Annotated in this window: 25 protein-coding genes; 13 read left to right on the plus strand and 12 right to left on the minus strand. The window is 64.4% G+C overall.

Features of this window, described 5'->3' with window-relative positions:
- Positions 1–367 precede the first annotated feature (367 nt).
- Positions 368–1,186, minus strand: coding sequence for a hypothetical protein (locus ACFX4F_RS06105; protein ID WP_099820576.1), 819 nt, complete (start codon positions 1,184–1,186; stop codon positions 368–370).
- A gap of 495 nt (positions 1,187–1,681) precedes the next feature.
- Between ACFX4F_RS06105 and ACFX4F_RS06110 the strand changes: the two genes are divergently transcribed.
- The 9 genes from ACFX4F_RS06110 to ACFX4F_RS06150 all read left to right on the plus strand — a co-directional run bounded on the left by ACFX4F_RS06110 (position 1,682) and on the right by ACFX4F_RS06150 (position 8,847).
- On the plus strand, positions 1,682–2,014 hold the full coding sequence (locus ACFX4F_RS06110) for a hypothetical protein (RefSeq protein ID WP_032952006.1): 333 nt from the start codon (positions 1,682–1,684) through the stop codon (positions 2,012–2,014).
- 31 nt (positions 2,015–2,045) lie between these two features.
- Positions 2,046–2,834: a F0F1 ATP synthase subunit A gene (gene atpB / locus ACFX4F_RS06115; protein WP_089237055.1), complete on the plus strand. Its 789-nt coding sequence runs from the start codon at positions 2,046–2,048 to the stop codon at positions 2,832–2,834.
- Positions 2,835–2,898: 64 nt separating this feature from the next.
- The gene (gene atpE / locus ACFX4F_RS06120; protein ID WP_089237053.1) at positions 2,899–3,201 is read left to right on the plus strand and encodes a F0F1 ATP synthase subunit C; all 303 of its coding nucleotides are present in this window, start codon (positions 2,899–2,901) and stop codon (positions 3,199–3,201) included.
- A 114-nt stretch (positions 3,202–3,315) separates the two neighbouring features.
- Positions 3,316–3,786, plus strand: a complete 471-nt coding sequence (locus ACFX4F_RS06125) for a F0F1 ATP synthase subunit B (protein ID WP_025877365.1) — start codon at positions 3,316–3,318, stop codon at positions 3,784–3,786.
- A 2-nt stretch (positions 3,787–3,788) separates the two neighbouring features.
- Positions 3,789–4,316 (plus strand): F0F1 ATP synthase subunit delta, encoded by a 528-nt coding sequence (locus ACFX4F_RS06130; RefSeq protein WP_089237051.1) that lies wholly within the window; start codon positions 3,789–3,791, stop codon positions 4,314–4,316.
- Between the two features lie 44 nt (positions 4,317–4,360).
- Positions 4,361–5,908 (plus strand): F0F1 ATP synthase subunit alpha, encoded by a 1,548-nt coding sequence (atpA, locus tag ACFX4F_RS06135; RefSeq protein ID WP_205405523.1) that lies wholly within the window; start codon positions 4,361–4,363, stop codon positions 5,906–5,908.
- 95 nt (positions 5,909–6,003) lie between these two features.
- Complete coding sequence (atpG, locus tag ACFX4F_RS06140) at positions 6,004–6,867, plus strand: F0F1 ATP synthase subunit gamma (protein WP_089237047.1); 864 nt, start codon at positions 6,004–6,006, stop codon at positions 6,865–6,867.
- 38 nt (positions 6,868–6,905) lie between these two features.
- Positions 6,906–8,312 carry a F0F1 ATP synthase subunit beta gene (atpD, locus tag ACFX4F_RS06145; RefSeq protein WP_089237045.1) on the plus strand — a complete coding sequence of 469 codons (1,407 nt, stop codon included), beginning with the start codon at positions 6,906–6,908 and terminating at the stop codon, positions 8,310–8,312.
- A 112-nt stretch (positions 8,313–8,424) separates the two neighbouring features.
- Positions 8,425–8,847, plus strand: a complete 423-nt coding sequence (locus ACFX4F_RS06150; RefSeq protein ID WP_025877355.1) for a F0F1 ATP synthase subunit epsilon — start codon at positions 8,425–8,427, stop codon at positions 8,845–8,847.
- Between the two features lie 77 nt (positions 8,848–8,924).
- Here ACFX4F_RS06150 and ACFX4F_RS06155 read toward each other — a convergent pair whose 3' ends face one another.
- Entirely contained in the window at positions 8,925–9,308 is a 384-nt protein-coding gene (locus ACFX4F_RS06155; RefSeq protein ID WP_099820577.1) for a GtrA family protein, read from the minus strand.
- 79 nt (positions 9,309–9,387) lie between these two features.
- Between ACFX4F_RS06155 and glmU the strand changes: the two genes are divergently transcribed.
- Both glmU and ACFX4F_RS06165 read left to right on the plus strand, forming a co-directional pair.
- Entirely contained in the window at positions 9,388–10,755 is a 1,368-nt protein-coding gene (gene glmU, locus ACFX4F_RS06160) for a bifunctional UDP-N-acetylglucosamine diphosphorylase/glucosamine-1-phosphate N-acetyltransferase GlmU (RefSeq protein WP_380653261.1), read from the plus strand.
- Positions 10,724–11,257 carry a GNAT family N-acetyltransferase gene (locus ACFX4F_RS06165; RefSeq protein ID WP_380653263.1) on the plus strand — a complete coding sequence of 178 codons (534 nt, stop codon included), beginning with the start codon at positions 10,724–10,726 and terminating at the stop codon, positions 11,255–11,257. The genes glmU and ACFX4F_RS06165 overlap by 32 nt, the downstream gene beginning before the upstream one ends.
- Positions 11,258–11,812: 555 nt before the next feature.
- Here the strand turns inward: ACFX4F_RS06165 and ACFX4F_RS06170 are convergent.
- The 7 genes from ACFX4F_RS06170 to ACFX4F_RS06200 form a co-directional block, all read right to left on the minus strand.
- Positions 11,813–13,174, minus strand: a complete 1,362-nt coding sequence (locus tag ACFX4F_RS06170) for a sensor histidine kinase (RefSeq protein ID WP_380653265.1) — start codon at positions 13,172–13,174, stop codon at positions 11,813–11,815.
- Complete coding sequence (locus ACFX4F_RS06175) at positions 13,171–14,517, minus strand: sigma-54 dependent transcriptional regulator (RefSeq protein ID WP_099820581.1); 1,347 nt, start codon at positions 14,515–14,517, stop codon at positions 13,171–13,173. Before ACFX4F_RS06175 ends, ACFX4F_RS06170 begins: the two co-directional genes overlap by 4 nt.
- 136 nt (positions 14,518–14,653) lie before the next feature.
- Complete coding sequence (locus ACFX4F_RS06180; protein WP_099820582.1) at positions 14,654–15,046, minus strand: PDZ domain-containing protein; 393 nt, start codon at positions 15,044–15,046, stop codon at positions 14,654–14,656.
- Position 15,047: 1 nt separating this feature from the next.
- On the minus strand, positions 15,048–16,262 hold the full coding sequence (locus ACFX4F_RS06185) for an ABC transporter permease (RefSeq protein ID WP_099820583.1): 1,215 nt from the start codon (positions 16,260–16,262) through the stop codon (positions 15,048–15,050).
- Between the two features lie 21 nt (positions 16,263–16,283).
- Complete coding sequence (locus ACFX4F_RS06190) at positions 16,284–17,588, minus strand: ABC transporter permease (protein WP_380653269.1); 1,305 nt, start codon at positions 17,586–17,588, stop codon at positions 16,284–16,286.
- Between the two features lie 10 nt (positions 17,589–17,598).
- Positions 17,599–18,321, minus strand: a complete 723-nt coding sequence (locus tag ACFX4F_RS06195; RefSeq protein ID WP_032976565.1) for an ABC transporter ATP-binding protein — start codon at positions 18,319–18,321, stop codon at positions 17,599–17,601.
- Between the two features lie 31 nt (positions 18,322–18,352).
- Positions 18,353–19,630 (minus strand): efflux RND transporter periplasmic adaptor subunit, encoded by a 1,278-nt coding sequence (locus ACFX4F_RS06200; RefSeq protein ID WP_380653272.1) that lies wholly within the window; start codon positions 19,628–19,630, stop codon positions 18,353–18,355.
- Between the two features lie 216 nt (positions 19,631–19,846).
- Here ACFX4F_RS06200 and glmS point away from each other — a divergent pair, with 216 nt between their 5' ends.
- Positions 19,847–21,685, plus strand: a complete 1,839-nt coding sequence (glmS, locus tag ACFX4F_RS06205) for a glutamine--fructose-6-phosphate transaminase (isomerizing) (protein ID WP_380653275.1) — start codon at positions 19,847–19,849, stop codon at positions 21,683–21,685.
- Between the two features lie 148 nt (positions 21,686–21,833).
- Here glmS and ACFX4F_RS06210 read toward each other — a convergent pair whose 3' ends face one another.
- Both ACFX4F_RS06210 and ACFX4F_RS06215 read right to left on the minus strand, forming a co-directional pair.
- Entirely contained in the window at positions 21,834–22,646 is an 813-nt protein-coding gene (locus tag ACFX4F_RS06210; RefSeq protein WP_133119617.1) for a lysozyme inhibitor LprI family protein, read from the minus strand.
- Between the two features lie 757 nt (positions 22,647–23,403).
- The gene (locus ACFX4F_RS06215) at positions 23,404–23,817 is read right to left on the minus strand and encodes a hypothetical protein (protein WP_133119618.1); all 414 of its coding nucleotides are present in this window, start codon (positions 23,815–23,817) and stop codon (positions 23,404–23,406) included.
- A 676-nt stretch (positions 23,818–24,493) separates the two neighbouring features.
- On the opposite strand from ACFX4F_RS06215, the gene ACFX4F_RS06220 reads away from it, so the two are divergent.
- Positions 24,494–24,925 carry a CBS domain-containing protein gene (locus tag ACFX4F_RS06220; RefSeq protein ID WP_049467102.1) on the plus strand — a complete coding sequence of 144 codons (432 nt, stop codon included), beginning with the start codon at positions 24,494–24,496 and terminating at the stop codon, positions 24,923–24,925.
- 92 nt (positions 24,926–25,017) lie between these two features.
- Here ACFX4F_RS06220 and ACFX4F_RS06225 read toward each other — a convergent pair whose 3' ends face one another.
- Entirely contained in the window at positions 25,018–25,446 is a 429-nt protein-coding gene (locus ACFX4F_RS06225) for a VOC family protein (RefSeq protein ID WP_099820588.1), read from the minus strand.
- Positions 25,447–25,541 lie beyond the last annotated feature (95 nt).

A 25,541-nucleotide genomic window follows, 5' to 3' on the forward strand; every position in this document is an offset into this window, starting at 1 on the left:
CGGGCGGCAGGCATTTCGACAAATGTCCCCCGTCGCCCGCCTGCGGCGGTCGCCTCCTCCTTTACTTTGTCGAAACGCCTGCCGCCCGCGCAGCGGCTCGGCTTGCGGAAGGAGGAGCCACAGCCGCTGCCACGGCAACGGCCTTCTGGATGTCTGACACGCGGAGGGAGAGGGGGCTGGGTGCGAAGTAAAGGAGGAGGTGACGGCCGCAGGCCGGCGCCGGGGGACATTCGCACGCAGCCCCCTCTCTCTCCAGCGCTCGACCATCCTGCTCTTGCCCCTGCACGGAACGACAGCACAAAAAAACGCGGCCCCCGATATTCCGGAGGCCGCGCCAGGAGAGAGTGTTGTGGAAGGGGCGTAGGGCTTAGAAGGTGACGCTGATACCGGCCACCGGGCCCTTGAATTCCTGCTTCAGGCCGATGGTGCCGTCGCTGCCCTTCTTGTCCGCATCCAGCTTGAACCAGTCGTAGCCGGCGAACACACCGAAGTTCGGGGTGAAGCGGTAATCGACGATCGCGTTGGCGCGGCTCAGGTCACCCTTGTAGTCGTCGAAGCTGCCCCAGCGCGTGTTGAGGTACTGGCCCTGCAGCGTGATCATCCACTTTTCGGACGGGGTGAAGCTCAGGCGTGCACCGACCACCGGTGCCACACCGTCGGTCTTCTCGTCCAGGAACTGGCCTTCATACACCGTGCCCAGATCGGCGTAGCCTTTGGTGCTGACCTTGGCGTATTCGGCACCCAGCTGCAGGCCGAGGTCGAACTTCTCGGTGTCCACCACCGAGTAGTCATACACCAGGCTGGCCACCTGGTACTTCAGCTCGGCCTTGACGAAGCTGTCGGCCGGCACGTTGACGTTGCCGAAGGAAATATCCTGGCCGAGCGTCTCGCGGCGGTCCTTGTCGTACTTGAAGTAGTTGAACAGCAGGCGCTGGCGGTTGCTGATGCGGAACATGCCGTCGATGCGCGGCTCCCATTCCTTGCCACCCAGCTTGAAGTCCTCGGAGAAGCCGATGTCCTGGCCGGCGACATTGGTGTTGCCGCGCAGGGTGTTGTCCGAGTCGATGTTCATCGCACCCAGGCGCAGGGCGAAGCGGTCATCGCCTTCGGCGGCATGGGCGGCGGAGGCGAACGACGCGCCGGCGGCGAGAAGCGAGAGGGCGAGCAGGGTGGGAACGGAGCGCATCGAAGAGTCCTTGCAGTGGTTCATCGGAATGAAGGCCACTTTGCCGGACGTCGCTGTCCACCATTCGTGAAAGTATGGTCCACGCGATGTGGACGGTTCAGCGCTGTCGGTGCCGCGCGAAAAGATGGCCCCGGAGCGGCGCTTCGGGGCCATCATGGGGACCTGCAGGCGAAGCGTCGACGAGGTAGCTGCAGGCAGGTCGCAGGATCGGACCATCACCGTCGGCGGAAAGTTCCATCGTCTGCGACCAAAGTTCAATACGTTGCGGCGCAACATCGCGCAGTTGTCATTGTCCCCGTGGTGGGCTGCAAAACCGCAGCCCTTACCGCAACTTGCGCTGTTCCGATATGAACAGGCACCGGTTGTCTCGCAAATTGTCCCATTGCTATAATTTGGCGGCTCGATGAGGCCCCCCTGCTGTAGTCGCCTCAGCCATCCACTTGTAACCACGCGGGACGTCCTGTGCTGAACTCCGTAGAAACGGGTCGGCGACTGATGCTGCGCGCCGCGGTCTACCCGCTGGCCGCAGTGGCTGTCCTGGCTCTGGCCTTCCTGCTGGTAGGGCCGAAGTATGCCCTTGGTGCCCTGGCATCCGGTGTGGCGGTTTCGGCCGGTGGTTGGGTGGCGGCACGGATGGCATTGGGTGGTGGTGCGCTGGGGGCCGGTTCGGCCATGGCACGCCTGATCGTTGCGATCGTGGCCAAGTGGGCGCTCGTTTTTGGTGTCCTGATGGTGGGGTTCCTGGTCTTCAAGCTGCCTGCATTGGCGCTGTTGGCCGGTATCGCCGTCGGGCTGATGTTCCAGGTCCTGGCCATGGCCAGGCGCTAATCGAATTCATTTAACTTAAGGTTCCGGACACATGGCAGGCGAGGCGCTTACACCCACCTCCTACATCCAGCATCACCTGCACAATCTGACGGCAGGTCATGGCTCTCCGTGGGCAATCCACGTGGACACGCTGGTGACCTCGCTGCTGATGGGCCTGGTGATGGTCGTCGCCTTCTGGCTCGGCACCCGCAAGGCCACCTCCGGCGTGCCGGGCAAGTGGCAGGCGTTCGTCGAGATCTGCCTGGAGTTCGTTGACCGCCAGGCCAAGGACACCTACCACGGCACCAGCAAGCTGGTGACCCCGATCGCGATCACGATCTTCTTCTGGATCCTCCTGATGAACCTCATCAAGATGATCCCGGCCGACTTCATCGCCAAGCCGCTCGAACTGATGGGCGTGCCGTACTGGAAGCCGGTCCCCACCGCCGACGTCAATGCCACCCTCGGCATGTCGATCAGCGTGTTCTTCCTGATGCTGTTCTTCGCGCTGCGCGCCAAGGGCTTTGGCGGTTTCGCCAAGGAATTCCTGACCGCACCGTTTGGCAAGTGGATGATGCCGTTCAACCTGATCCTGAACATCGTCGAGTGGCTGAGCAAGCCGATCTCGCTGGCGATGCGACTGTTCGGCAACATGTTCGGCGGTGAAATCGTGTTCCTGCTGATCTGGGTGCTGGGCGGTGCAGGTATCGCCGGCATGTTTGCAGGCGCGTTCGCCGGCTTCGGCTGGATGCTGTTCCACCTTCTGGTGATTCCGCTGCAGGCCTTCATCTTCATGATGCTGTCCATCGTGTACCTGAGCCTGTCGGAAGACGCTCACTGAGTTTCGCTTCACCCTTCATCCGTTTGTTTCTAAACCCTTAGCAATCAAGTTCCTGGAGAAAACCATGTACTTCGCCGTCCTGACCAATCTCGCCCAAGTTCAGAGCTCCACCGTCCTCGCCGTCGGCATCATGATCGGCCTGGCCGCGCTGGGCGCCGGTCTGGGTCTGGCCATCATGGCCGGTAAGTTCCTGGAGTCGGCCGCGCGCCAGCCGGAACTGATCCCGGTCCTGCAGGTCCGCATGTTCATCACCGCCGGCCTGATCGACGCCGCCTTCATCATCTCGGTCGCCGTGGGCCTGCTGTTCGCCTTCGCCAACCCGATGGTCGGCGAGTTCGTCTCGCGCCTGCCGGCAATCGCTGGCTGATCCAGCGAAAGCGAAACGACCAGGCGCCGCAGGTGCCTGGTCGCGGATGAAGGTTCGGAGGCGCCGCCCGTGTGGCGGCGCTTCCATCCCGTCACAACCGACTGAGCGAACCCCATGGATATCGGTTTTACCCTCATCGCCCAGGCCCTGGCCTTTGCCGCCCTGATCTGGCTCATCGCGACCAAGATCTGGCCGCCGCTGATGAACGCGATCGAAGAGCGCCAGCAGAAGATCGCTGAAGGCCTCGCTGCTGCCGACCGCAGCCAGAAAGATCTGGCCCAGGCGCAGGACAAGGTCAATGAAGCGCTGAAGGAAGCCCGCACCAAGGCCAACGAGATCATCGACCAGGCCCACGCGCGTGCCAACCAGATCGTCGACGCGGCCCGCAACGAAGCTGTTGCCGAAGCCACCCGTCAGAAGGACCTGGCCCAGGCCGAAATCGACGCCGCCGCCAACCGTGCCCGTGAAGATCTGCGCAAGCAGGTGTCCGCGCTGGCCGTGACCGGTGCCGAAAAGCTGCTCAAGCGCGAAATCGACGCCAACGCCCACAAGGCGCTGCTCGACGAGCTGGCCTCGGAGATTTAAGGATGAGCCAGGCCCTCACGCTTGCCCGCCCGTACGCCCGCGCCGCCTTCGCGACCGCGCGTGACGAAGGCGCGTTCGCGCCGTGGTCGGACGCTTTGGCGTTCTCCGCCCACGTCGCCGCCGACCCGCGCGTGGCGGCCCTGCTCGCCAACCCGGAGCTGGGTCGCGATGACGCCGTCGCCCTGCTGGCGCCGGAGTCCCGCGGCGAGACCTACTCGCGCTTCCTGGCTGTGCTTGCCGAATCGCATCGTCTGCCGCTGCTGCCGGAAATCGCCGGCATGTTCGACGCACTGCGCGCCGAGGCCGAGCACGTGGTCAAGGCCACGGTGACCTCCGCGGCCGAGCTGTCGGTTGCCGAGCTGGACGCGATCAAGGCCGCGCTGCGCAAGCGCTTCAACCGCGAGGTCGAAGTGGCTACTGCGGTCGACGCCTCGCTGATCGGCGGCGCTGTGATCGACGCCGGTGACGTGGTCATCGATGGTTCGCTGAAGGGCAAGCTGGCCCGTCTGCAGACCGCGCTCGCTAACTGAATTCATTTAACGTCCGGCCCCGCTGCCGGCACTAGGACTTGACGATGGCAACCACGCTCAACCCCTCCGAAATCAGCGAACTGATCAAGAACCGCATCGAGAAGGTCAAGCTGGCCGCGGAATCGCGCAACGAAGGCACCGTGACCAGCGTGTCCGACGGCATCGTGCGCATCTTCGGTCTGGCCGACGTGATGCAGGGCGAAATGATCGAACTGCCGAACAACACCTTCGCCCTGGCCCTGAACCTGGAGCGCGACTCGGTCGGCGCCGTGGTCCTGGGTGGCTACGAGAAAGTGCGCGAAGGTGACGTCGCCAAGACCACCGGCCGCATCCTGGAAGTGCCGGTCGGTCCGGAACTGCTGGGCCGCGTCGTCAACGCACTCGGCGAGCCGATCGACGGCAAGGGCCCGCTGGCCACCCAGCTGACCGCTCCGGTGGAGCGCGTTGCGCCGGGCGTGATCTGGCGCAAGTCGGTCGACCAGCCGGTGCAGACCGGTTACAAGTCGGTCGACTCGATGATCCCGATCGGCCGTGGCCAGCGCGAGCTGGTCATCGGTGACCGCCAGACCGGCAAGACCGCGCTGGCCATCGATGCGGTGATCAACCAGAAGGGCACCGGCATCAAGTGCGTGTACGTAGCGATCGGCCAGAAGGCCTCGACCGTTGCCAACATCGTGCGCAAGCTGGAAGAGAACGGCGCCCTGGCGCACACCATCGTGGTGGCTGCCACCGCGTCCGAATCGGCCGCGATGCAGTACATCAGCGCCTACTCGGGCTGCACCATGGGCGAGTACTTCATGGACCGCGGCGAAGACGCGCTGATCGTGTACGACGATCTGTCCAAGCAGGCCGTGGCCTACCGCCAGATCTCGCTGCTGCTGAAGCGCCCGCCGGGCCGTGAAGCCTACCCGGGTGACGTGTTCTACCTGCACTCCCGTCTGCTCGAGCGCGCTGCCCGCGTGTCCGAGGAATATGTCGAGAAGTTCACCGAAGGCAAGGTCACCGGCAAGACCGGTTCGCTGACCGCGCTGCCGATCATCGAAACCCAGGCCGGCGACGTCTCCGCGTTCGTTCCGACCAACGTGATCTCGATCACCGACGGCCAGATCTTCCTGGAAACCGATCTGTTCAACGCCGGCATCCGCCCGGCCGTGAACGCCGGTATCTCGGTGTCGCGCGTCGGTGGTTCGGCACAGACCAAGATCATCAAGAAGCTGTCTGGCGGCATCCGTATCTCGCTGGCCCAGTACCGCGAGCTGGCTGCGTTCGCGCAGTTCGCCTCGGACCTGGACGAAGCCACCCGCAAGCAGCTGGAGCGCGGCCAGCGCGTCACCGAGCTGATGAAGCAGAAGCAGTACGCGCCGATGTCGATCGCCAACCAGGCGCTGTCGATCTACGCCGTCAACGAGGGTTACCTCGACGACGTGCCGGTCAGCAAGCTGCTGGCGTTCGAAGAAGGCCTGCACGCGCACTTCGCCAACACCCAGGGCGAACTGATCGGCAAGGTCAACGCCACCGGCGGTTGGGACAACGACATCGAAGGTGCCTTCAAGAAGGGCATCGTCGAGTTCAAGACCACCGGCAGCTGGTAATCGAGGTCCTGTAGAGCGGAGCGATGCTCCGCTGGACCAGACGATCAAACGGTTGAACAACGCGGGGCCCAGGCCCCGCGCCACGGGAATAAAAGATGGCAAGCGGACGCGAAATCAAAACCAAGATCAAGAGCGTGCAGAACACCCGCAAGGTGACGCGCGCCCTGGAAATGGTCTCGGCCTCCAAGATCCGCAAGGCGCAGGATCGGATGAAGACCTCGCGTCCGTACGCGCAGGCGATGAAGCAGGTGATCGGCCACCTGGCGCAGGCCAGCACCGATTACCAGCATCCGTTCCTGGTCGAGCGTGAGCAGGTCAAGCGGGTCGGTTTCATCGTGATCTCCTCCGATCGCGGTCTGGCCGGCGGCCTCAACAACAACCTGTTCCGCAAGATGCTTGGCGAAGCCAAGGCCTGGCAGGACAAGGGCGCCGAAGTGGACCTGGTGACCATCGGCCAGAAGGCATCGACCTTCTTCCGCCGGGTCAAGGTGAACATGGTCGGCACGGTGACCCACATCGGCGACACGCCGAAGCTGGAATCGCTGATCGGTGTGATCAAGGTCATGCTCGACGCCTTCACCGAAGGCAAGGTCGACCGCGTGTATCTGGTCTACAACCGCTTCGTCAACACCATGGTGCAGAAGGCCAGCTTCGATCAGCTGCTGCCGCTGCCGGCCGCGGAGAAGCAGGTTGCGCACCACGACTGGGACTACCTGTACGAACCCGATGCCGCGACCGTGCTCGAGCACGTGATGACGCGTTACATCGAGTCGCTGGTGTACCAGGCGCTGCTGGAAAACGTCGCTTCCGAGCATGCCGCGCGCATGGTGGCGATGAAGTCGGCCAGTGACAACGCCAACAAGCTGATCGGAACCCTGCAGCTGGTCTACAACAAGGCCCGCCAGGCAGCGATCACCCAGGAAATCTCCGAAATCGTCGGCGGCGCGGCAGCAGTCTGACCGCGTTCGTTAAAAGCACACATTTAGAGGATGCAGCAATGAGTCAGGGCAAGATCGTTCAGATCATCGGCGCCGTCGTCGACGTCGAATTCCCCCGCGAGTCGGTGCCGAAGGTGTACCACGCGCTGAAGGTGGACAACACCGAAATCACCCTGGAAGTGCAGCAGCAGCTCGGTGACGGCGTGGTCCGCTGCATCGCGCTGGGCTCCACCGATGGCCTGAAGCGCAACCTGGTGGCCACCAACACCGAGCGCGGCATCTCCGTGCCGGTCGGCGCTGGCACCCTGGGCCGCATCATGGACGTGCTCGGCCGCCCGATCGACGAAGCCGGTCCGGTCGCCGCCAGCGATACCTGGGAAATTCACCGCGCTGCTCCGTCGTACGAAGACCAGTCCCCGGCCACCGAGCTGCTGGAAACCGGCATCAAGGTCATCGACCTGATGTGCCCGTTCGCCAAGGGCGGCAAGGTCGGCCTGTTCGGCGGCGCCGGCGTCGGCAAGACCGTCAACATGATGGAACTGATCAACAACATCGCCAAGGCGCACAGCGGTCTGTCCGTGTTCGCCGGCGTGGGTGAGCGTACCCGTGAGGGCAACGACTTCTACCACGAGATGAAGGACTCCAACGTCCTGGACAAGGTCGCGATGGTGTACGGCCAGATGAACGAGCCGCCGGGCAACCGTCTGCGCGTCGCCCTGACCGGCCTGACCATGGCCGAGTATTTCCGCGACGAGAAGGACGAGAACGGCAAGGGCAAGGACGTGCTGCTGTTCGTCGACAACATCTACCGCTACACCCTGGCCGGTACCGAAGTGTCGGCACTGCTGGGTCGTATGCCGTCGGCAGTGGGCTACCAGCCGACCCTGGCCGAGGAAATGGGCGTCCTGCAGGAGCGCATCACCTCGACCAAGAATGGTTCGATCACCTCGATCCAGGCCGTCTACGTGCCGGCCGATGACTTGACCGATCCGTCGCCGGCGACCACCTTCGCCCACCTGGACTCGACCGTGACCCTGTCGCGTTCGATCGCTTCGCTGGGTATCTACCCGGCGGTCGATCCGCTGGACTCCACCAGCCGCCAGATGGACCCGCTGGTCATCGGCCACGAGCACTACGACACCGCCCAGCGCGTCCAGCAGACCCTGCAGAAGTACAAGGAACTGAAGGACATCATCGCCATCCTGGGCATGGACGAACTGTCCGAAGAAGACAAGCAGGCCGTGTCGCGCGCCCGCAAGATCGAGCGCTTCTTCAGCCAGCCGTTCCACGTGGCCGAAGTGTTCACCGGCTCGCCGGGCAAGTACGTGTCGCTGAAGGACACCATCCGTGGCTTCAAGGCCATCGTCGATGGCGAGTACGACCACCTGCCGGAGCAGGCGTTCTACATGGTCGGCAGCATCGAAGAAGCGGTCGAGAAGGCCAAGAAGATGGCCGAGAAGGCCTGATGCGGCGGGGACGGGCACACGCCCGTCCCGACCGTGACACGGGGTGGGCCTGCGCCCACCGCTGCGGAATCCCTGCGGTGGGTTCGACCCGCCCCCTAGCGAAGAGAGTTACATGAGCACCATCCGTTGCGACATCGTCAGCGCCGAGCAGGAAATCTTCCGTGGCGAAGCGACCCTGGTCGTGGCCACCGGTGAGCTGGGCGAACTGGGCATCGCGCCCAAGCACGCACCGCTGATCACCCGCCTGAAGCCGGGCAAGGTGGTAGTGACCACGCCGAGCGGCGAGCAGCTGGATTTCGCCATTTCCGGCGGCATCCTGGAAGTGCAGCCGCAGGTGGTGACCGTGCTGGCCGACACCGCGATCCGCGCACAGGACATCGACGAAGCCTCGGTCCGCAAGGCCAAGGAAGAAGCCGAGCGCATCCTGGCCAACCGTGGCGAAGCGATGGAAGTGGCCGAAGCCCAGCAGAAGCTGGCCGAAGCCGTTGTCCAGCTGCAGGCGCTGGAGCGCCTGCGCAAGACCCTCAAGCACTGAGGTCCAGCGCCATCAAGCAGGAACGCCGGCCACGTGCCGGCGTTTTTGTATGTGCCGACGACGCAGCGGAAACGCCGTTACCGGTACACGACATGGCGCAGCAGCAGGAAAGACACCACCGCCAGGCCCGCTTCCACCAGCGGCTTTGCCAGCCAGGCGTCCTGCAGGCCCAGCGCATGGTCGGCGGCGGCCACCAGCAGCGTGCTGGCCGTGGTCAGCAGCAACCACAGCGGCAGGAATCGCGCGAAGCGGCGCCACCCCAGGCGTTGTCCGTTGGCGTCGGCGAAGGTGATGCGTCCATTGAGCCAGAAACCCAGCAGCATGCCGGCCACGCGTCCGCAGACGTTGCCGGGTGCAGCAGGCATGCCGGCGGCCGTCGCCAGGACGAACACCGCCCAGTCCAGCAGCAGCTGCAGCACGCCGATAATGAGATAGGAACGGCCTTGGCGGAGCAGGCTCATGGCGCCGGGGTCATGGTGGGGGCTCCATGTTAACGGCCCTCGTTCTAGAATCACCGCCATCGAATCGTGGACCGCCCGCATGACCCAACCCCTGCACGTCATCATCCTCGCCGCTGGCGCCGGCAAGCGCATGAAATCGGTGCTGCCCAAGGTCCTGCAGCCGATTGCCGGGCAACCGATGCTGGCGCATGTGATCGCCACCGCGCGCGAACTGCAGCCGGCTGCCATCCATGTGGTGTACGGCCACGGCGGGGACCAGGTGCGCAGCTATTTTGCCGACCAGCCGGACCTGTTGTGGGCTGAACAAGCGCAGCAGCTGGGTACTGGCCACGCCGTGGCCCAGGCCATGCCGGAGGTGCCCGACGCCGCACAGGTGCTGGTGCTGTACGGCGATGTGCCGTTGATCCGTGCGCAGACCCTGCGCGACCTGCTGGCCCAGCCGGGCCGGCTGGCCGTGCTGGTTGCCGATGTCGACGATCCCACCGGCTATGGTCGCGTGCTGCGCGATGCCGAAGGTAAGGTGGGGGCGATCGTCGAACAGAAGGACGCCGATGACGAACAGCGCCGGGTGCGCATCATCAACACCGGCATCATCACCGCCGAGTCGACCGCGCTGCGCCGTTGGCTGTCACAGCTGTCCAACAGCAACGCGCAGGGCGAGTACTACCTGACCGATGTGTTCGCCTTCGCCGCCCGCGAGTTCACTCCGGCGGAGATGGCCCTGGTGGCCGATGCGCAGGACGCGGAGGGCGCGAACGATCCGTGGCAGCTCTCGCAGCTGGAACGCGCCTGGCAACGACGCGCGGTGCGCGCGCTGTGCATCCAGGGCGCGCGCGTGCGGGATCCGGCGCGGGTGGATATCCGTGGTGAGGTGATCGTCGGCAGCGACGTGATGATCGATGTCGATGTGATCCTGGAAGGCAAGGTGGTGCTCGGTGATGGCGTGACCGTCGGCCCGTTCACCCGGCTGAAGGACGTCACCCTTGGCGCGGGCACCGAAGTGCGCGCGCACTGCGATGTCGAAGGCGTCGTCAGCGAGGGCGCGGCCCAGATCGGCCCGTTCGCGCGGCTGCGCCCGGGCACGGTGCTGGCCGATGGCGTGCACGTGGGCAACTTCGTGGAAACCAAGAAGGTCACCCTGGGCGTGGGCAGCAAGGCCAACCACCTGACCTACCTGGGCGATGCGGTGATCGGCAGCAAGGTCAACATCGGTGCGGGCACCATCACCTGCAACTACGACGGCGTGAACAAGTCGACCACCACCATCGGCGACAACGCCTTCATCGGCTCCAACAGTTCGCTGGTGGCGCCGGTACTGATCGGTGAAGGGGCGACGATCGCTGCAGGTTCGGTCATCACCCGGACCGCGCCGGACGGCAAACTGACCGTGGCTCGTGCGCGCCAGGAAACGATCGATGGCTGGCAACGCCCCATCAAGAAAAGCTGAGCCGAGGCCGCCGCGCGTCGGCGAGCTCGACGCGTTGCCCCGCATCGAACAGCGTGCGGGCGAACTGCTGCGCGGGCACGAGGCGTACCCGGTGTTCGCCGGCCATGGACTGGACCTCCCCGTGTTGCAGGCTGGACTGCAGCGTGACCAGCTGTGGGTCATCGACGGCGCCGATGGCAGCATCGCCGGCTACCTGCTGGGCGGCGCGCTCGACGGCGATTTCCATGTGCTGCAGATGGATGTGGATCCCAGCCACGCGCGGCGTGGCTGCGGGCGCGCGCTGCTGCGGCATGCGCTGGCCGAGGCCAAGGCGCTTGGCTACCCGGCGGCAGTGCTGACCACGTTGTCGGATGTGCCGTGGAATGCGCCTTTCTACGCCAGCGAAGGATTCAACGTGCTGCCGGAGGCGGAGTGGAGCGCGGGCCTGCGAGGGGTGATGGCCGAGGAAGCCGGGCTGGGATTTCCGATGCAGTTGCGGGTGGCGATGCGGCGGGTGCTTTAGTTTTTGCTTCTTCTGTTGATTGCTGAAGGTTGATCATTGTTCATGGGTGTCACTTTTCTTTGTACGCAAAGAAAAGTAACCAAAAGAAACGTTCCGCCGGCCGCGAGCCGATGCTGCGCATCGGTGCCCTGCGCTCCTCGGCGAATCAGTGGCCGGTGCCGAACTCGCTGCGCTCAGACATCGGCACCTCTTCGCCCCTGATTCCCCTGCGGTGCTCGGCTCGCTTCAAGGCGGACCCAAGTCAAACCCCACAGCTGCACCCAGTAGATCCACGCCATGCGTGGATGCTTTTGCTTTGCTTCTCGAGTCCGCTTTGAAGCGAGCCGAGCACCGCAGGGCCGGCGAGGGCGAAGAGGCGCGGGTGTCTGAGCGAAGCGAGTTCCCGCGCCGTCCCTCGACGGACCGAGGAGCGCAGGGTACCGGCGTGCGCAGCACGACGGCTCGCGGACCGGCGGCGCGTTTCTTTTGGTTGCTTTTCTTTTCGCGCGAAAAGAAAAGTGACACCCATGAACAATGATCAACCTTCAGCAATCAACAGAAGAAGGAAGAACAAACCTACCCCACCGGCAACAGGATCGACACACACAGCCCGCCATCGGTGCGGTTCTGCAGCGACACCCTGCCACCGTGCGCCTCGACGATCTCGCGGGTGAGTGCCAGCCCCAGGCCGGTGCCATTGCGCTTGGTCGAATAGAACGGCATCAGCGCATTCTGCAGCACCTGCTCGTTCATGCCCTTGCCCCGATCCAGCACATCCAGCCGCAACCACTGCGGCAGCCGGGTCAGCTGCACCTGCACGTCGTCGTTCGGCGGATCTGCTTCGGCGCAGGCCTCGTGCGCGTTCTTCAGCAGGTTGAGCAGGGCCTGACCGAACTGGGCGATGTCGATCCGGCTGCTCAGCTCCTCGTCGGGTTCACGCTCCATGGTGAACGGAATCTGCTGGCACAGGCTGGACAGGAACGGCGCCCACTGCACGGTCTGCAGTTGCGGCTGCGGCAGCTTGGCGAAACGCGCGTAGCCGCGGATGAAGCCTTCCAGGTGGCGTGCGCGGTCTTCGATGGTGGTGAAGATCTCCGGCAGCCGGTCAAAGCGCTCGCGCTTGACCAGTTCGCCACCGGAGTGCGCCAGCGATGCGATCGGCGCCAGCGAGTTGTTGAGTTCGTGGCTGATCACCCGGATCACCTTCTTCCAGGTCTGTACTTCCTGCCGGCGCAGTTCGGCAGTGAGCTGGCGCACCAGCAGCAGGTCATGCGGACGGCCGTTGAGCTGGAACGCGCGCCGCGACAGGTGATAGACCTGTTCGTCATCCTCGTCGCCCTCCACGCCGTCTTCGTTTTCAGTTTTCACCGCGAACAGGCTGTCGCCGCCGCGGCCGATGGCATCGCGCAGCTCCACCGGCAGCTGTTCGAGCACGTCTTCCATGCGCTGGCCTTCCAGCTTCCAGCCGCCATGCAGCAGCTTGCGCGCCGCCAGATTGGAGAACACCACGCGGGAAATACCATCGCCACCGGCCGCAATCAGCAGCATCGCCACCGGTGTGTTCTGCACCATGGTGTCCAGCAGCAGTTCGCGCTGCACCAGGCCCTGGCGTTGTGCGCGCAGCACTTCGCCCAGTTCGCGGTGTGCCTGCACCAGGTCACCCAGTTCGTCATTGCCGGGCCAGTAGATGCCGAAGTTGTACTCACCGTCGCGGTAGCTGCTGGTGGTGCCGGACAGCGCCCGCATCAACGAGCGCACCGGTGCGGTGGCGCGGCGCAGCGTCCACCACATCAATGACAGCAGGATGATCGTGGAGACCGTGGTCACCACCCAGCCATGGTCCATCCAGTACGCCAGCAGCCACGGCAGCGCGGCAGCCAGCGCCAGCACCGGCAGCAGGCGCAGGAACAGGCGGAAGGTGAAGGAACGTCGTTTCATTCGCGGGGGATGCCGTGGCGGTCCATGCGCCGGTACAGCGCCTGCCGGCTCAGTCCAAGTTCGTTGGCCGCCTGGGCGATGACCCCGTGGTTGCGCGCCAGCACTTCTTCGATGCGTGCGCGGTCGGGATCATTGCCGGCGCTTGGCGTCGGGCGCGGTGCAGCAGGCGCACGCGGCAGGTTGAGATCGGCCACCTCGATGCGGTTGCCGGTGGCCAGCAGTTCGGCACGCTGGATCACGTTGCGCAGCTCACGCACGTTGCCCGGCCACAGGTGCCGCTGCAGTGCAGTGGCGGCCGTGCTGGACAGCGGCTTGCCGATGCTGAGGAAATGCTCGGCCAACGGCACGATGTCGCCGGGCCGGTCGGCCAGCGGCGGCAGCGCCAGTTCCACCGTGTTGAGCCGGTAGTAGAGGTCTTCGCGGAACGTACCCTCGCGGATCATTGCCGGCAGGTCGGCATTGGTCGCACTGACCACGCGCACCTTGACCTGGCGTTCGCGGTTGGAGCCCAGGCGCTCGAAGCGTCCTGTCTCCAGCACGCGCAGCAGCTTCATCTGCCCGCCCAGCGACAGGTTGCCGATTTCATCCAGGAACAGCGTGCCGCCGTCGGCCGCCTCGAACTTGCCTTCGCGCGCCTTGTTGGCGCCGGTATAAGCGCCGGCCTCGGCACCGAACAGTTCGGCCTCGATCAGTTCGGAGGGCAGCGCACCGCAGTTCACCGCCACGAACGGGCCCTTGGCCACCAGCGAGTTGGCCTGGATGATCTGCGCGATCTTCTCCTTGCCCGCGCCATTGGGGCCGGTGATCAGCACCGGCAGCTCCGAGCGCGCGACCTGGCAGGCCAGGGCGATCACCCGCTCGCTGGCGGGGTCGGCGAACACCGCGCCACACAACGCGTACTTGTCTTCCAGCGCATGGCGCTGGCGCTGTTCGCGCTGGCGTCGCTGGTCCAGTTCGCGCCGCGCTTCGGACAATTCCAGCAGGTTGTTGACCGTGGTCAGCAGCTTGCGGTCATCCCAGGGTTTGGCCAGGTAGTCGGCGGCACCGGCCTTGACCAGGTCCACCGCGCTGCTCAGGTGGGTCCAGGCCGTCAGCAGGATCACCGGCAGATCGGGGTGGCGTTCGCGGATCTGCGCGAACAGCGCCTCGCCTTCCTCGCCGGAGGTGGTGTCCTCGCTGAAGTTCATGTCCTGGATCACCAGGTCGACCGCCTGCGACTCCAGCAGTGCCAGCCCTTCGGCCGGGCTCTGCGCCAGCAGGGTGTCGATGTCGTGCAGGGAGAACAGCACGTCCAGCGCGGTTCCCACGCTGGCGTTGTCGTCGATGATCAGGATCGCAGGCATTCGGCGGCTTCTGGGAGGGCAGGGAAGCGCCGGAAAGCGTCGGCGCCGCGCACGGAAAAGGGTGGATGACGCCGGAGCTTTCGGCGCCACCCACCAAGCATAGCCAAACCGATGGCGGCGCAGGAGCCGCCGGGCCTCAGCGCCGCGGCGGAGGCGGAGGCGCGGGAGCCGGCGGCGGTGGTGGCGGCGCCAGTGCGGGGCGCCACTGGGCCACGTTCACCGGCACGGTGAGCATCCGCCCATCGCGCCGCAGCAGCAGGTGGACGGTGGCCGTCGATGCCGCCTGCACGGCGTCGGCGAGCTGCTCGATCTGCCGCACCGGCGAATCGTCCACGCGCAGGATGCGGTCGCCGCTGCGCACACCGAAGCGGGCTTCCGGGCTGGCCACATCCACCCGCACCACGCCCTCGGTCGAGCGCAGCGCCAGCCGCGCATCGTCCTGGCGCCACTCCAGCGTCTGTGCGCTGCTGCTGCCGGCGAGTACCGGCAGCGGCAGGGCCAACAACACCAGCAGCAGGCCGGCGCGCATCTCACGCCCCCCGCGTGGCGACGGCCGGCGGCACGGCAGCGGCGCGGCGGGCCGGGCCGAACACCGCGATCTGGCCCAGCATCCACAGCAGTACCGCGCCCAGCGGCAGGTACAGCAGCGGCATGCGCGGCAGCTCGTACATGTTCATCAGCGCCAGGTTGATGGCGTAGGCCGCCAGCATGCCCAGCACGATGCCCAACGTAGCCAGCAGGAAGTTCTCGGTCTGGAAGTAGCGCAGGATCTGCCCACGGGTGGCGCCCAACGCGCGACGGATGCCGATCTGCTTGCTGCGCTGCTGCACCCAGAAGCTGGCCAGGCCGACGATGCCCAGTGCGGTGACCACCAGCAGCGCGATGCACACGGTGACCAGCAGGCCGACCATGGAGCGGTCGTTCTTGAAGTAGTCGGCGCGCTGTTCCTGGTAGGTCAGCTTCTCGCGCACCAGACGGTTGGGGTCGTTATGCTCCAACGCGGCCAGCGCGCCCTTCAACACTTCATCGCGGCGTTCCGGTGAGGTCCGCAGCATGTACGGCCCGCGGGTGAAGTCGGTACGCACCGGCAGGATCATCGACAAGGTGCTGTTGTCGTTGTAATCGGTCGGAGTGGCCAGGTGGGCGACCACGCCGACCACATGCAGCGCCTGGTTGCCCATGTAGAACGTCTTGCCCAGCGCGCTCTGGTCCGGATACATCTTTGCAGCGACCTGCTGGTTGATGATTACCGGCGCGGCGCGGTCAGGCTTCGGGTTCTTCTGCGCTACCTCCAGGTCGATGTACTCGCTGGGCAGGAAGTCTCGCCCGGCGACCAGTTGCAGGCCCAGCGTGGACAGAGCGTTCTCACCAACCATGTACTGCGACACGAAGGCCGTCGGGCGTTCCTGCTCCCGTTCGCGCGAGATGCTGGTGTTGCTTGAGTTGCGGCGGAACGGCAGCTGATTGACCTTGGCCACGCTGGTCACGCCGGGGATCGCGCGCAGCGACGCCAGGTCTTCGTTGGTGCGGGCCATGGCGTTGGTCTGCTTGCCGATGCCGTTGACCCGGACCATCACCAGTTCGTTCTCGGCCAGCCCGCTGGGCTGGCTGATCTTTTCCACGCGCTGGGTGACCAGGAACAGGGCATTGCAGACGATGGCGCAGGTCAGGGCGATTTCCAGCACGATCAATGCGGCTGCGGTCTTGTGCCGGCGCAGGGTGCTGAGGATGGGGCGGATGTCCATGGGAAGTCCTCGTTCTCGTGCTTACTGCGACTTGAGCTGGATGGCCGGGGTGACCTGCATCGCGCGCCAGGCGGGCAGGAAGCCGGCAGCGATGCTGGCCAGCAGGGTCAGGCCGAGCGAGAGCAGCAGCATGCTGCCGTCCAGGTGGGCAAGCTTGGCGTAGTCCACCGGCTGCTGGCGTACCGCGTACAGGCCCAGCAGCGCCAGGCCGATGCCGAGCACGCCACCGATCACGCCCACCGCGCCCGCTTCGACCAGGCACTGCAGGAAGATCTGCCCGCGGCTGGCACCCAGTGCGCGACGCACACCGATTTCACCGCTGCGGCGCAGGAACTTGGCCAGCAGCAGGCCGACGGTGTTGACCAGACAGACACCGAGGAAACCCAGCGCCAGCCACATCTGCAGGCGCACGTCGCTGGGCACTGCGTTGTTGAAGGTCAGCCACTCCATCACGCTGCGCAGGCGCACGTTGGCAGGGCGTTCGAAACGGCCGGCAGCACGCTGCTGGTCCGAATAGTTGACCAGGTAGCGGCGATAGTCTTCGACCTTGGACGGGTCAAGCTCCACCCAGTACTGGATCCAGGTGCACGGTGCGTTGATCGAATTGCTGTCGTCGTCGGGCGCGCCGTCGCGGAAGCAGTTCATGTTGCCGTTGCTGCCAAGCTTGAGGTCCATCGCGGTGGACAGCGGCATCATCAGGTCCTCTTCGCGGCCGTAGTTGCCGACGGTCAGGTCGAAGAAGTGCGGTTCCGGATTCCAGGTGTCCATCACGCCGATCACCCGCAGCGAATGGCCATCGGCACGGATCTCACGGCCGACACTGTCGGCACCCTGGAACAGCTTGTCGTTGATCACCTTGGACAGCACCACCACGCGTGCGCGACCGTCATCGTCGCTGGCTGTCCAGGCACGGCCATACAGCATCGGCACGTTGAACATCGGGAAGAAGTCGGCCGAGGTCCAGCGCGTGTCGATGTTGAACGGTTTCAACGTGCTGCCTTCCGGCTCGACGGTCACATCGCCGGCACTCATCATCGCCTGGCGTTCGCCACGTTTTTCGCGCAGCAGCGTCTCGGCATCGAAACGGGTCATCTGGGTTTCCGGCTCTTCGCCGGTCAGGTAACCCGAGCGCGGGCGCGGATCGACCTGCACGTAGAACAGGCGGTCGCTCTTGTCAGGGATCGGGTCGCCGGACAGCACATGGAACACGGTCAGGGTGGTCATCGAAGCACCGATGCCCAGCGCGATGGCCACCACCATCAGCGCGGTCAGTACCTTGTTGCGGCGGAAGCTGCGCACCGCCAGTCGGGCGTAGTAGGCGAACATGGTCGTGCCCTCACTCGTTGACGGCGACGATGCGACGTGGGGTGGCCAGCACCGGCTCGCGTACCAGGTCGGTGACCTGGCCGTCGACGATGTGTACGTTGCGCTGCGCGCGCGCGGCGAGTTCCGGATCGTGGGTGACCATCACGATGGTGGTGCCGGCGGCGTTGATCTCCTCCAGCAGTTCCATCACCCCGCGCGCCATCTGCGTGTCCAGGTTGCCGGTCGGTTCGTCGGCCAGCAGCAGGCGCGGGCTGCCGGCCAGGGCACGGGCGATCGCCGCGCGCTGCTGCTGGCCGCCGGAGAGTTCGTTCGGGTAGTGCTTCATGCGCGAGCCCAGGCCGACCTGGCTCAGTGCCTTCTCGATGCGCTCGCGGCGCTCGCCGGCGCTCATCTTGCGGTAGCGCAGCGGCACGTCCACGTTGTCGAACAGGTTGAGGTCCGGAATCAGGTTGAAGCCCTGGAAGATGAAGCCGATCTTCTGGTTGCGCAGGCGGCTGCGCGCATCGTCGCCGAGCTTGCTGACGTCCTGGCCATCGAGCATGTAGGTGCCACTGGTGAAGGTTTCCAGCAGGCCGGCGATGTTGAGGAAGGTGGTCTTGCCGGAGCCGGACGGGCCGGTGACGGCGACGAACTCGCCTTCCTTGACCTGCAGTTCCAGTGAACGCAGCGCGTGGGTTTCCACCTGTTCGGTACGGAAGACCTTGGCGACCGAACGCATTTCGAGCATGTACATGGGGTGTCCTCTCTCCAGGATGTATGAGTTGTCAGTTGACGGAGACGCGTTCGGCGTCCTTGAACAGGTCGCTGCCCGAGACCACGATGCGGTCCCCCGGCTGCACACCCGACTTGATTTCCACTTCGCCCAGGCTGCTGACGCCCAGTTCGACCGGACGGCGCACCGCGGTGCGGCCATCCATCACGTACGCCACGCCGTTGCCCTGTTCCACGAACGGGCCACGCTCGACCTTCATGACGTTCCTACGGGTATCCAGCAGCACCCGCACCGACATCCGCTGGCTCTGGCGCAGGCCTTCCGGCTGGGCCGCGGCAAAGCGGACCCGGGCGTTGACCTCGCCATTGACCACTTCCGGCGACACTGCGCTGATCTCGCCCGGGAATGGCTGGCCGTTGCCGCCGGTCAGCTGCGCCGGCATGCCGATCGCCAGATCGCGCGCGAAGCTTTCCGGCACCTTGATCTCGACCTCGAACTTGGACAGGTCGACCACGCCCAGCACCGGCGCGTTGGCGGCCAGGTTGGTGGACTGAACAGCCTGCACCTGGCCGACCTGGCCATCGAACGGTGCGCGCAGGGTCAGTGCGTCGACCTGGCGCCGCACTTCGGCCACCACGGCCTTCTGGCGGTCGGCCAGCAAGCGCTTGTTGCGTGCGTCCAGATCCGCGCCCTGGCTCTGCAGCCGCGCATCGGTGGTGGCATTGGCCAAGCTGATGTCGGCCTTCTTCAGGGTGTCCTGGGCCTTGGCCAGATCGATCTGCGGCACCGCACCGCCATCGAAGCCGCGCTGGTAGCGCTGCAGGTCGCGGTCGGCGGCCTGCCGCTCGATGCTGGCCTGGTCGGTTTCCTTGCGTGACTTGGCCCGGGCCAGGGTGGCATCGAGGTTGGCGCGGCTGGCCTCGGCTTCCAGACCCGCCAGGGTGGCCTCTTCCTGAGCGAGCTTGCTGCGCAGCTCGGGGCTGTCGATGATCGCCAGCTCCTGGCCCTTCTTGACCACGTCGCCGGCCACTACCTTCAGGTCCACCGTGCCGGCGGAGATCGCATACAACACCGGGCTGTTGGCGGCGATCACGCGGCCGTCGGCGGCGATGTCACGCACCAGGTCGCCGCGCTGCACTTCGGCCACGCGCACCCGGCTGCTGTCGAACGAGCGGCTGGCGTTGGACCAGGCATGCACGGCCCAGCCGATGCCGGCGAGCAGGGCGATGCCGGCCAGGGCCGGCCAGCGGTAGCGGTGCCATGCGGCCTTGGGAGCACTGGCCGAAGCGGAGGAAACGATCTGGTCCTGGGCGGAGGTGTCGCGGATCATCGGGTTCGTGCCTGTCGGTGGTGCCAGAGTGGTGCCCTACACAAAGCACACAGCGTGCCAACTTTATTTCCTTTTCCATCAATGATTTGCGGATCTGCCACTACTGTCCGGGTGTCCGCGGACACCTTTCCGGACACTTTCATTAAGCGGACAGGAGGGGGGGCTGGCGGACACGCAGGCTAGAATGCGCCGACCGTCTTCAAGGAAATGCGTGACATGTGTGGAATCGTAGGTGCGATCGCCGGGCGCGACGTGGTGCCGCTGCTGATCGAAGGACTGAAGCGACTGGAATACCGCGGTTACGATTCCTCCGGCATTGCGGTGATCGATCAGGCCGAACGGCCCGACGTGCGCCGCGTGCGCCGTACCGGTCGTGTCTCGGAGATGGCCACTGCGGCCGAGGCTGAGGGCTTCAATGCCAGCCTGGGCATCGGCCACACCCGCTGGGCTACCCACGGTGGCGTCACCGAGGCGAACGCGCATCCGCACATCAGCCATGGCGTGGCGCTGGTGCACAACGGCATCATCGAGAACCATGAAGAGCAGCGCGAGAAGCTGCGCGCGCTGGGCTATACCTTCGAGTCGCAGACCGACACCGAAGTGATCGCCCACCTGATCCACCACCATCTGAAGAAGGGCGATGACCTGCTGGTCGCGCTGCAGCACACGGTGAAGGAGCTGACCGGTGCCTATGCACTGGCCGTGGTCAGCCGTGCCGAGCCGGAACGTTTCGTCTGCGCCCGCATGGGCTGCCCGCTGCTGGTCGGTCTGGGCGAGGGCGAGAACTTCGTGGCTTCGGATGTGTCGGCCGTGCTGTCGGCCACGCGCAAGGTGATCTTCCTGGAAGAGGGCGACACCGCCGAGATCCGCCGTGATGGTGTGCGCATCTTCGACGGCAACGATCAGCCGATCGAGCGCGAGGTACATCTCTCCGATGTCTCGCTGGCCTCGCTGGAGCTGGGCCCGTACCGCCACTTCATGCAGAAGGAAATCCACGAGCAGCCGCGTGCACTGGGCGATACCATCGAAGCGGCGATCGACGCCGGTGGCTTCCCGGCCGAGCTGTTTGGCAAGAATGCCGAAGCGGTGCTGTCGGGCATCGAGGGCGTGCAGATCCTGGCCTGCGGTACCAGTTACTACTCGGGCCTGACCGCGCGCTACTGGATCGAGGCCATCGCCGGGCTGCCGTGCAGCGTGGAGATCGCCAGCGAGTACCGTTATCGCGCCGCGTATGCCAATCCCAAGCACCTGATCGTGACCATCTCCCAGTCCGGCGAAACGCTGGATACGATGGAGGCGCTGAAGTACGCCAAGTCGCTGGGCCACAAGCACACGCTGTCGATCTGCAACGTGCCGGAAAGTGCGATTCCGCGCGCCAGCGAACTGGTCTGCTACACCCGCGCCGGCGCCGAGATCGGCGTGGCCTCGACCAAGGCTTTCACCACCCAGCTGGCCGCGCTGTTCCAGCTGACCGTGGTGCTGGGCAAGCTGCATGGTCGCGTCGATGCGGCGCAGGAAGCAGACTACCTGGAGCAGCTGCGTTTCCTGCCGGGCAGTGTGCAGCATGCGTTGAACATGGAGCCGCAGATCGCCGCGTGGGCCGAGCGCTTCGCGCGCAAGAGCAGTGCGCTGTTCCTGGGCCGTGGCCTGCATTATCCGATCGCCCTGGAAGGCGCGCTGAAACTGAAGGAGATCTCGTACATCCACGCCGAGGCCTATCCGGCCGGCGAGCTCAAGCACGGGCCGCTGGCGCTGGTGGACGAGGACATGCCGGTGGTGGTGATCGCGCCCAACGACAGCCTGCTGGAGAAGGTCAAATCCAACATGCAGGAAGTGCGTGCGCGCGGCGGTGAGCTGTTCGTGTTCGCCGACCAGGACAGCAACTTCAACGAGTCCGAAGGCGTGCACGTGATCCGCACCCCGCGCCATGCCGGCGTGCTCAGCCCGGTGGTGCACACCATCCCGGTGCAGCTGCTGGCGTACCACACCGCGCTGGCGCGCGGCACCGACGTGGACAAGCCGCGCAACCTGGCCAAGAGCGTGACGGTGGAGTAAGGGGTTGCCGGAAACGGGCTAAAAGGTGAAGGACGAGGGCGTTTCTGCTCTCGTCCTTTCGCTATCCGGGTGTTGTGGAGGCTGCGCTCAGGACGGCCTCAGGCGCGGCATGTAGCTCAGTTGAAGCTGTGGGATGGCGTGGACCCAACTATCTACGCATCTCGAAGACTCGCGATTTTGTCATTTTTGCGTGGCATTCGATGATGTTGATGCGATCAAAGATGTCTTCCGAATCATACGGTTCGAGATTGATCTCCCCGCATTTGTCTGTTTTAGACTTTATCCAGCTCCGCTGGGAGTCACGTTCAGCCGCCTGCAGGTAATTCGGCAAATTCTCCCAAATCAAGTTGAGGTTGGCGTCCTGAGTTCTATATTGCCTAAGTGCATCCTCCAGCATCAGGTGCCGGCCATTGACGGCAAGTGTCGTGATGACATGTAACGACCACGGCCCGTCGTAGTTCGAAACCTCTGCTTTGATTGAGTCGCCATCAATCTCATGTGCTCTGAACCCGACGTTCTCGAAATGGACGCTCCTGTCGCCAAATTTTCCCTTGGCATTATCCAGGACGCGCATTTTTTGGTGCTGATTTATCTTCATTACGTCCGCGACCGCGGCCGGGATTTCAATCCTGAGTGTTGCATTGCAATTCAGGACGCTTCGGCCGGATCCGTCGCTCATCTTCTGGACAGAGATTGTTTCAATTTTCTCCAGTGCGATAGGGATTGAGCTCTGCTTGTCCGAATAGGCAGCGAAGGGCTTGTTGTCGAGCTTTGCAGGGGGGTATATGTAATCGCTGTAGGTGTAGCCGCTGGCTCTGTGTCGAATGTCTTTGATCGCGGCCATGACAACATCATCGCGATTGCATTTGAATTCTTTGGAGAGGTCACCTGTCCCTGCACATCCAGACGAGAGGATTGAGCCTGCGATGCTGATCGATAGGAATAGTTCACGGGTCTTCATGGTCTAAGTGTTGGTCTCCTTCGCATTAGTACATTCGAATTTGCTGGCCATTCGCATCTGTTCCAGTGGACAGTGCTGATCCCAAGGTGGTGCATCGTGCTGGAGTGTTTGTGCGGTTGGCCACTTGATGCATTCTTTTCGAATGGCGTGTGCTGCACCTTGCCTCTCGTGGCGTGCTTTCTCCACATGCGGAGCAATCGGGACACGGCGTTGAGCGATGCTTCGGTGTTCAGGGAGCTGGCCTACCGCCCGGCTGAGTCAGTGACGTTGCGAGCGGCGACCAGTGGTCTTGCGTGCTGAAAGCGACAGAATGCGCAGCTCGTCGGGGCCATCCTCAGCACAAGCGGGCAGCGAGAGGGTGCCGGCGAAGCAATGGCTACGCCCCTGCATGACGCCAGCCTCCCAGATGACGTACCCGGTCATAGACAAATGAACTCTCGGGATACGCGGTCTTACTTGATGCTCTTCGCTCCGCGCCTTGAGCTACGGACGTCGGTGCTTAGTTGCCAAGGCCATCGCCTTAAGCCAAGTCTGGCCCTCGTCCCTGCGGGGGCGGTCGGGTTGAACTCGCTTGGCCGTGCCTGCGCCTGAAAGTGGTCCTGGCAAGGCCCCTCACCGACGTACAGACACGCAGTCTCGGACCGTCGAAGAGAAAAGATCATGTCGAGACCCTGGCCTATCGCGGAGCTTTTTGGATAGCTGAGGAAGATCGCGGACGGCGTGCGCGGCTGAGCTAGAGGGCAGGGCAGTGCTCCAGCTATTCGGCTCGCAAAGTGTAGCTCCAACCCTTCCCCTCGAACTTTGCACTGTTGGATTCGGGGCGGCCGAAGAGTACTACTCGAGTGCGGAATCGCTCGGTTTTGGGCGGCATTGAAGGCTGATCCACAAGTGCCATGGGGATGGATTGTGTCCCGATCTTTGCCACATGGCTGAATTCAAGCTGCACTCTGTCGCCCGAGCAGACGGCGGCGACTTGGTAGCCAACAGTTTCGGCATCCGTCGTGCGCTCGGTGCCAACAGCCTTGCCCTGCGCATCCAGTCCGACGACGGCGCGTCGGGTGAAGGGAGCTAGGTCGGTTTCATTGAACGAAGCATCGCCTTGACTGATGTCTAGAACAATTTCCCTTGCAGCGATGCCGTGCTGCGCAACATCGATGGTCACAGTGGACAAGGTGCAGGGGACTGCTTGAGCAGTCGCGCTGCCCAACAAGAGGGTGCCGGTTAGCACGTAGGACGTTCGATGAAATTTCATGTCGCTCCCAATCAAAATCAGGATTCTATGCTGATTGAAGATGGGTGGGCTTGATCTTGAAGGACGGAGCCCCTTCCTTAAGCAATGCCCAGCGCATCAGACGATGTCCTGCGCCCGTTAGTGGGACGCTCGGGGCTCCACCTGACTTGAATCCGATTCTTGCGTTGCTGCAAGCGAAGGGGCCCCATGTTGCCTCTTTCGTTTGCATCGGTAGCGGTGGCAAGTGGGACAGCCGCCGGGTGTTCTGTCCGCCTTCGGCAGGGCGCACTCAATCTTTAACGCGTGGCACCGCCAGCATTCAGCGGCGGTTTCACCCACGGTGCCATTCTCTGGATCGTTGGCCGGTTCCCACGACAATCTGTCCCATCGATGCCGCTAGTGACCGATGGACGCAGTCGTAGAATCAAGTTGACCGAGATCCGGGTTGAGCCGTTGAATCCGCCTCGTTCGCGTTGCAGCACCTAGCCCGCCTGCTGGCGAAATGCCAGATCCGGCAAAGTGCGCCAGACGTGCGCTGAAGGGTCTGTTCCCGGGGAGGGGGCGAATCGGCAGAGCACACTTTTTTGACTTCAGTGACCTGCACCAGGAAACAAGAATGAACGTCCGCGAGCTCCTGCAATCCAAGAAAGAAGCTGTCATCACCATCGACACGGAAGACACGATCGGTGCCGCCGCGCACAAGATGAGCGCGAATAAAATCGCCGCACTGGTAGTGATGAAGGATGATGCCCCGGTCGGCATAATTTCCGAGAAGGACATCGTCCGCAGCCTGGCCGATGATGGTCCGCAGGCCGGCCGACGGGTGATTTCCAGCCTGCCGTCCACCGGTCTGGAAGGCATTGCGCCGGACGCCACGTTGAAGCAGGCCATGTCCCTGATGACCTACTCGCGTCGTCGCCACCTGATGGTCACCGATGGCAACCAGCTGGTCGGCATCCTCAGCCTGGGTGACATCGTGAAGAACCTGCTGGGCGAGCTGGAGCTGGAAAAGGCCGTGCTGCAGGACATCTACATGGCGGCCCACTGAGGCCTGCGCAGTGCGATGAGATGAAGCCGGGCATTGCCCGGCTTCTTCGTTGGTAGCGCCGGGCCATGCCCGGCGAGCGCGTAGCGCAGGAATCAGAAGCTGACCGTCACCGAATCGGCGCTGTAGTTCGCCGGGCCGTGATAGACCACCTCGATGTTGTTGCCATCTGGATCCAGCACGAATGCGCCGTAGTAGCCGGGATGGTAAGGGCGCTCGCCGGGCGCGCCGTTGTCCTTGCCACCCGCCGCCAGCGCAGCGCTGTGGAAGGCATCAACGGTGGCGGTATCGCGCGCCTGGAAGGCCAGGTGGTGGCGGCCGGTCAACTGGCCGGCAGCGGCCTCGCTGTTGGCACTGGAAATGAATAGTTCGTCGGCCCAGAAGTAGTCATCGCCTTCTCCGGCCACCGGGATGCCGATCGTGTCGAACACCGCCTGGTAGAAGCGGCGGCTGGCGGCCAGATCACGTACGACCAGCTGGATGTGGTCGATCAATCGCCCGCGGTGCAGTTCCATCGTTTCCATACGAACCTCGCAAAAAAGGGGGGCGGAGTCGGTAGCGCCGGGCCGTGCCCGGCGAGCGCGCAGCGCGGCCTGCTCAAGGCCGCCGGGCATGGCCC

Source organism: Stenotrophomonas sp. YIM B13575 (assembly GCF_042787595.1).
Taxonomy (GTDB): domain Bacteria; phylum Pseudomonadota; class Gammaproteobacteria; order Xanthomonadales; family Xanthomonadaceae; genus Stenotrophomonas; species Stenotrophomonas lactitubi_B.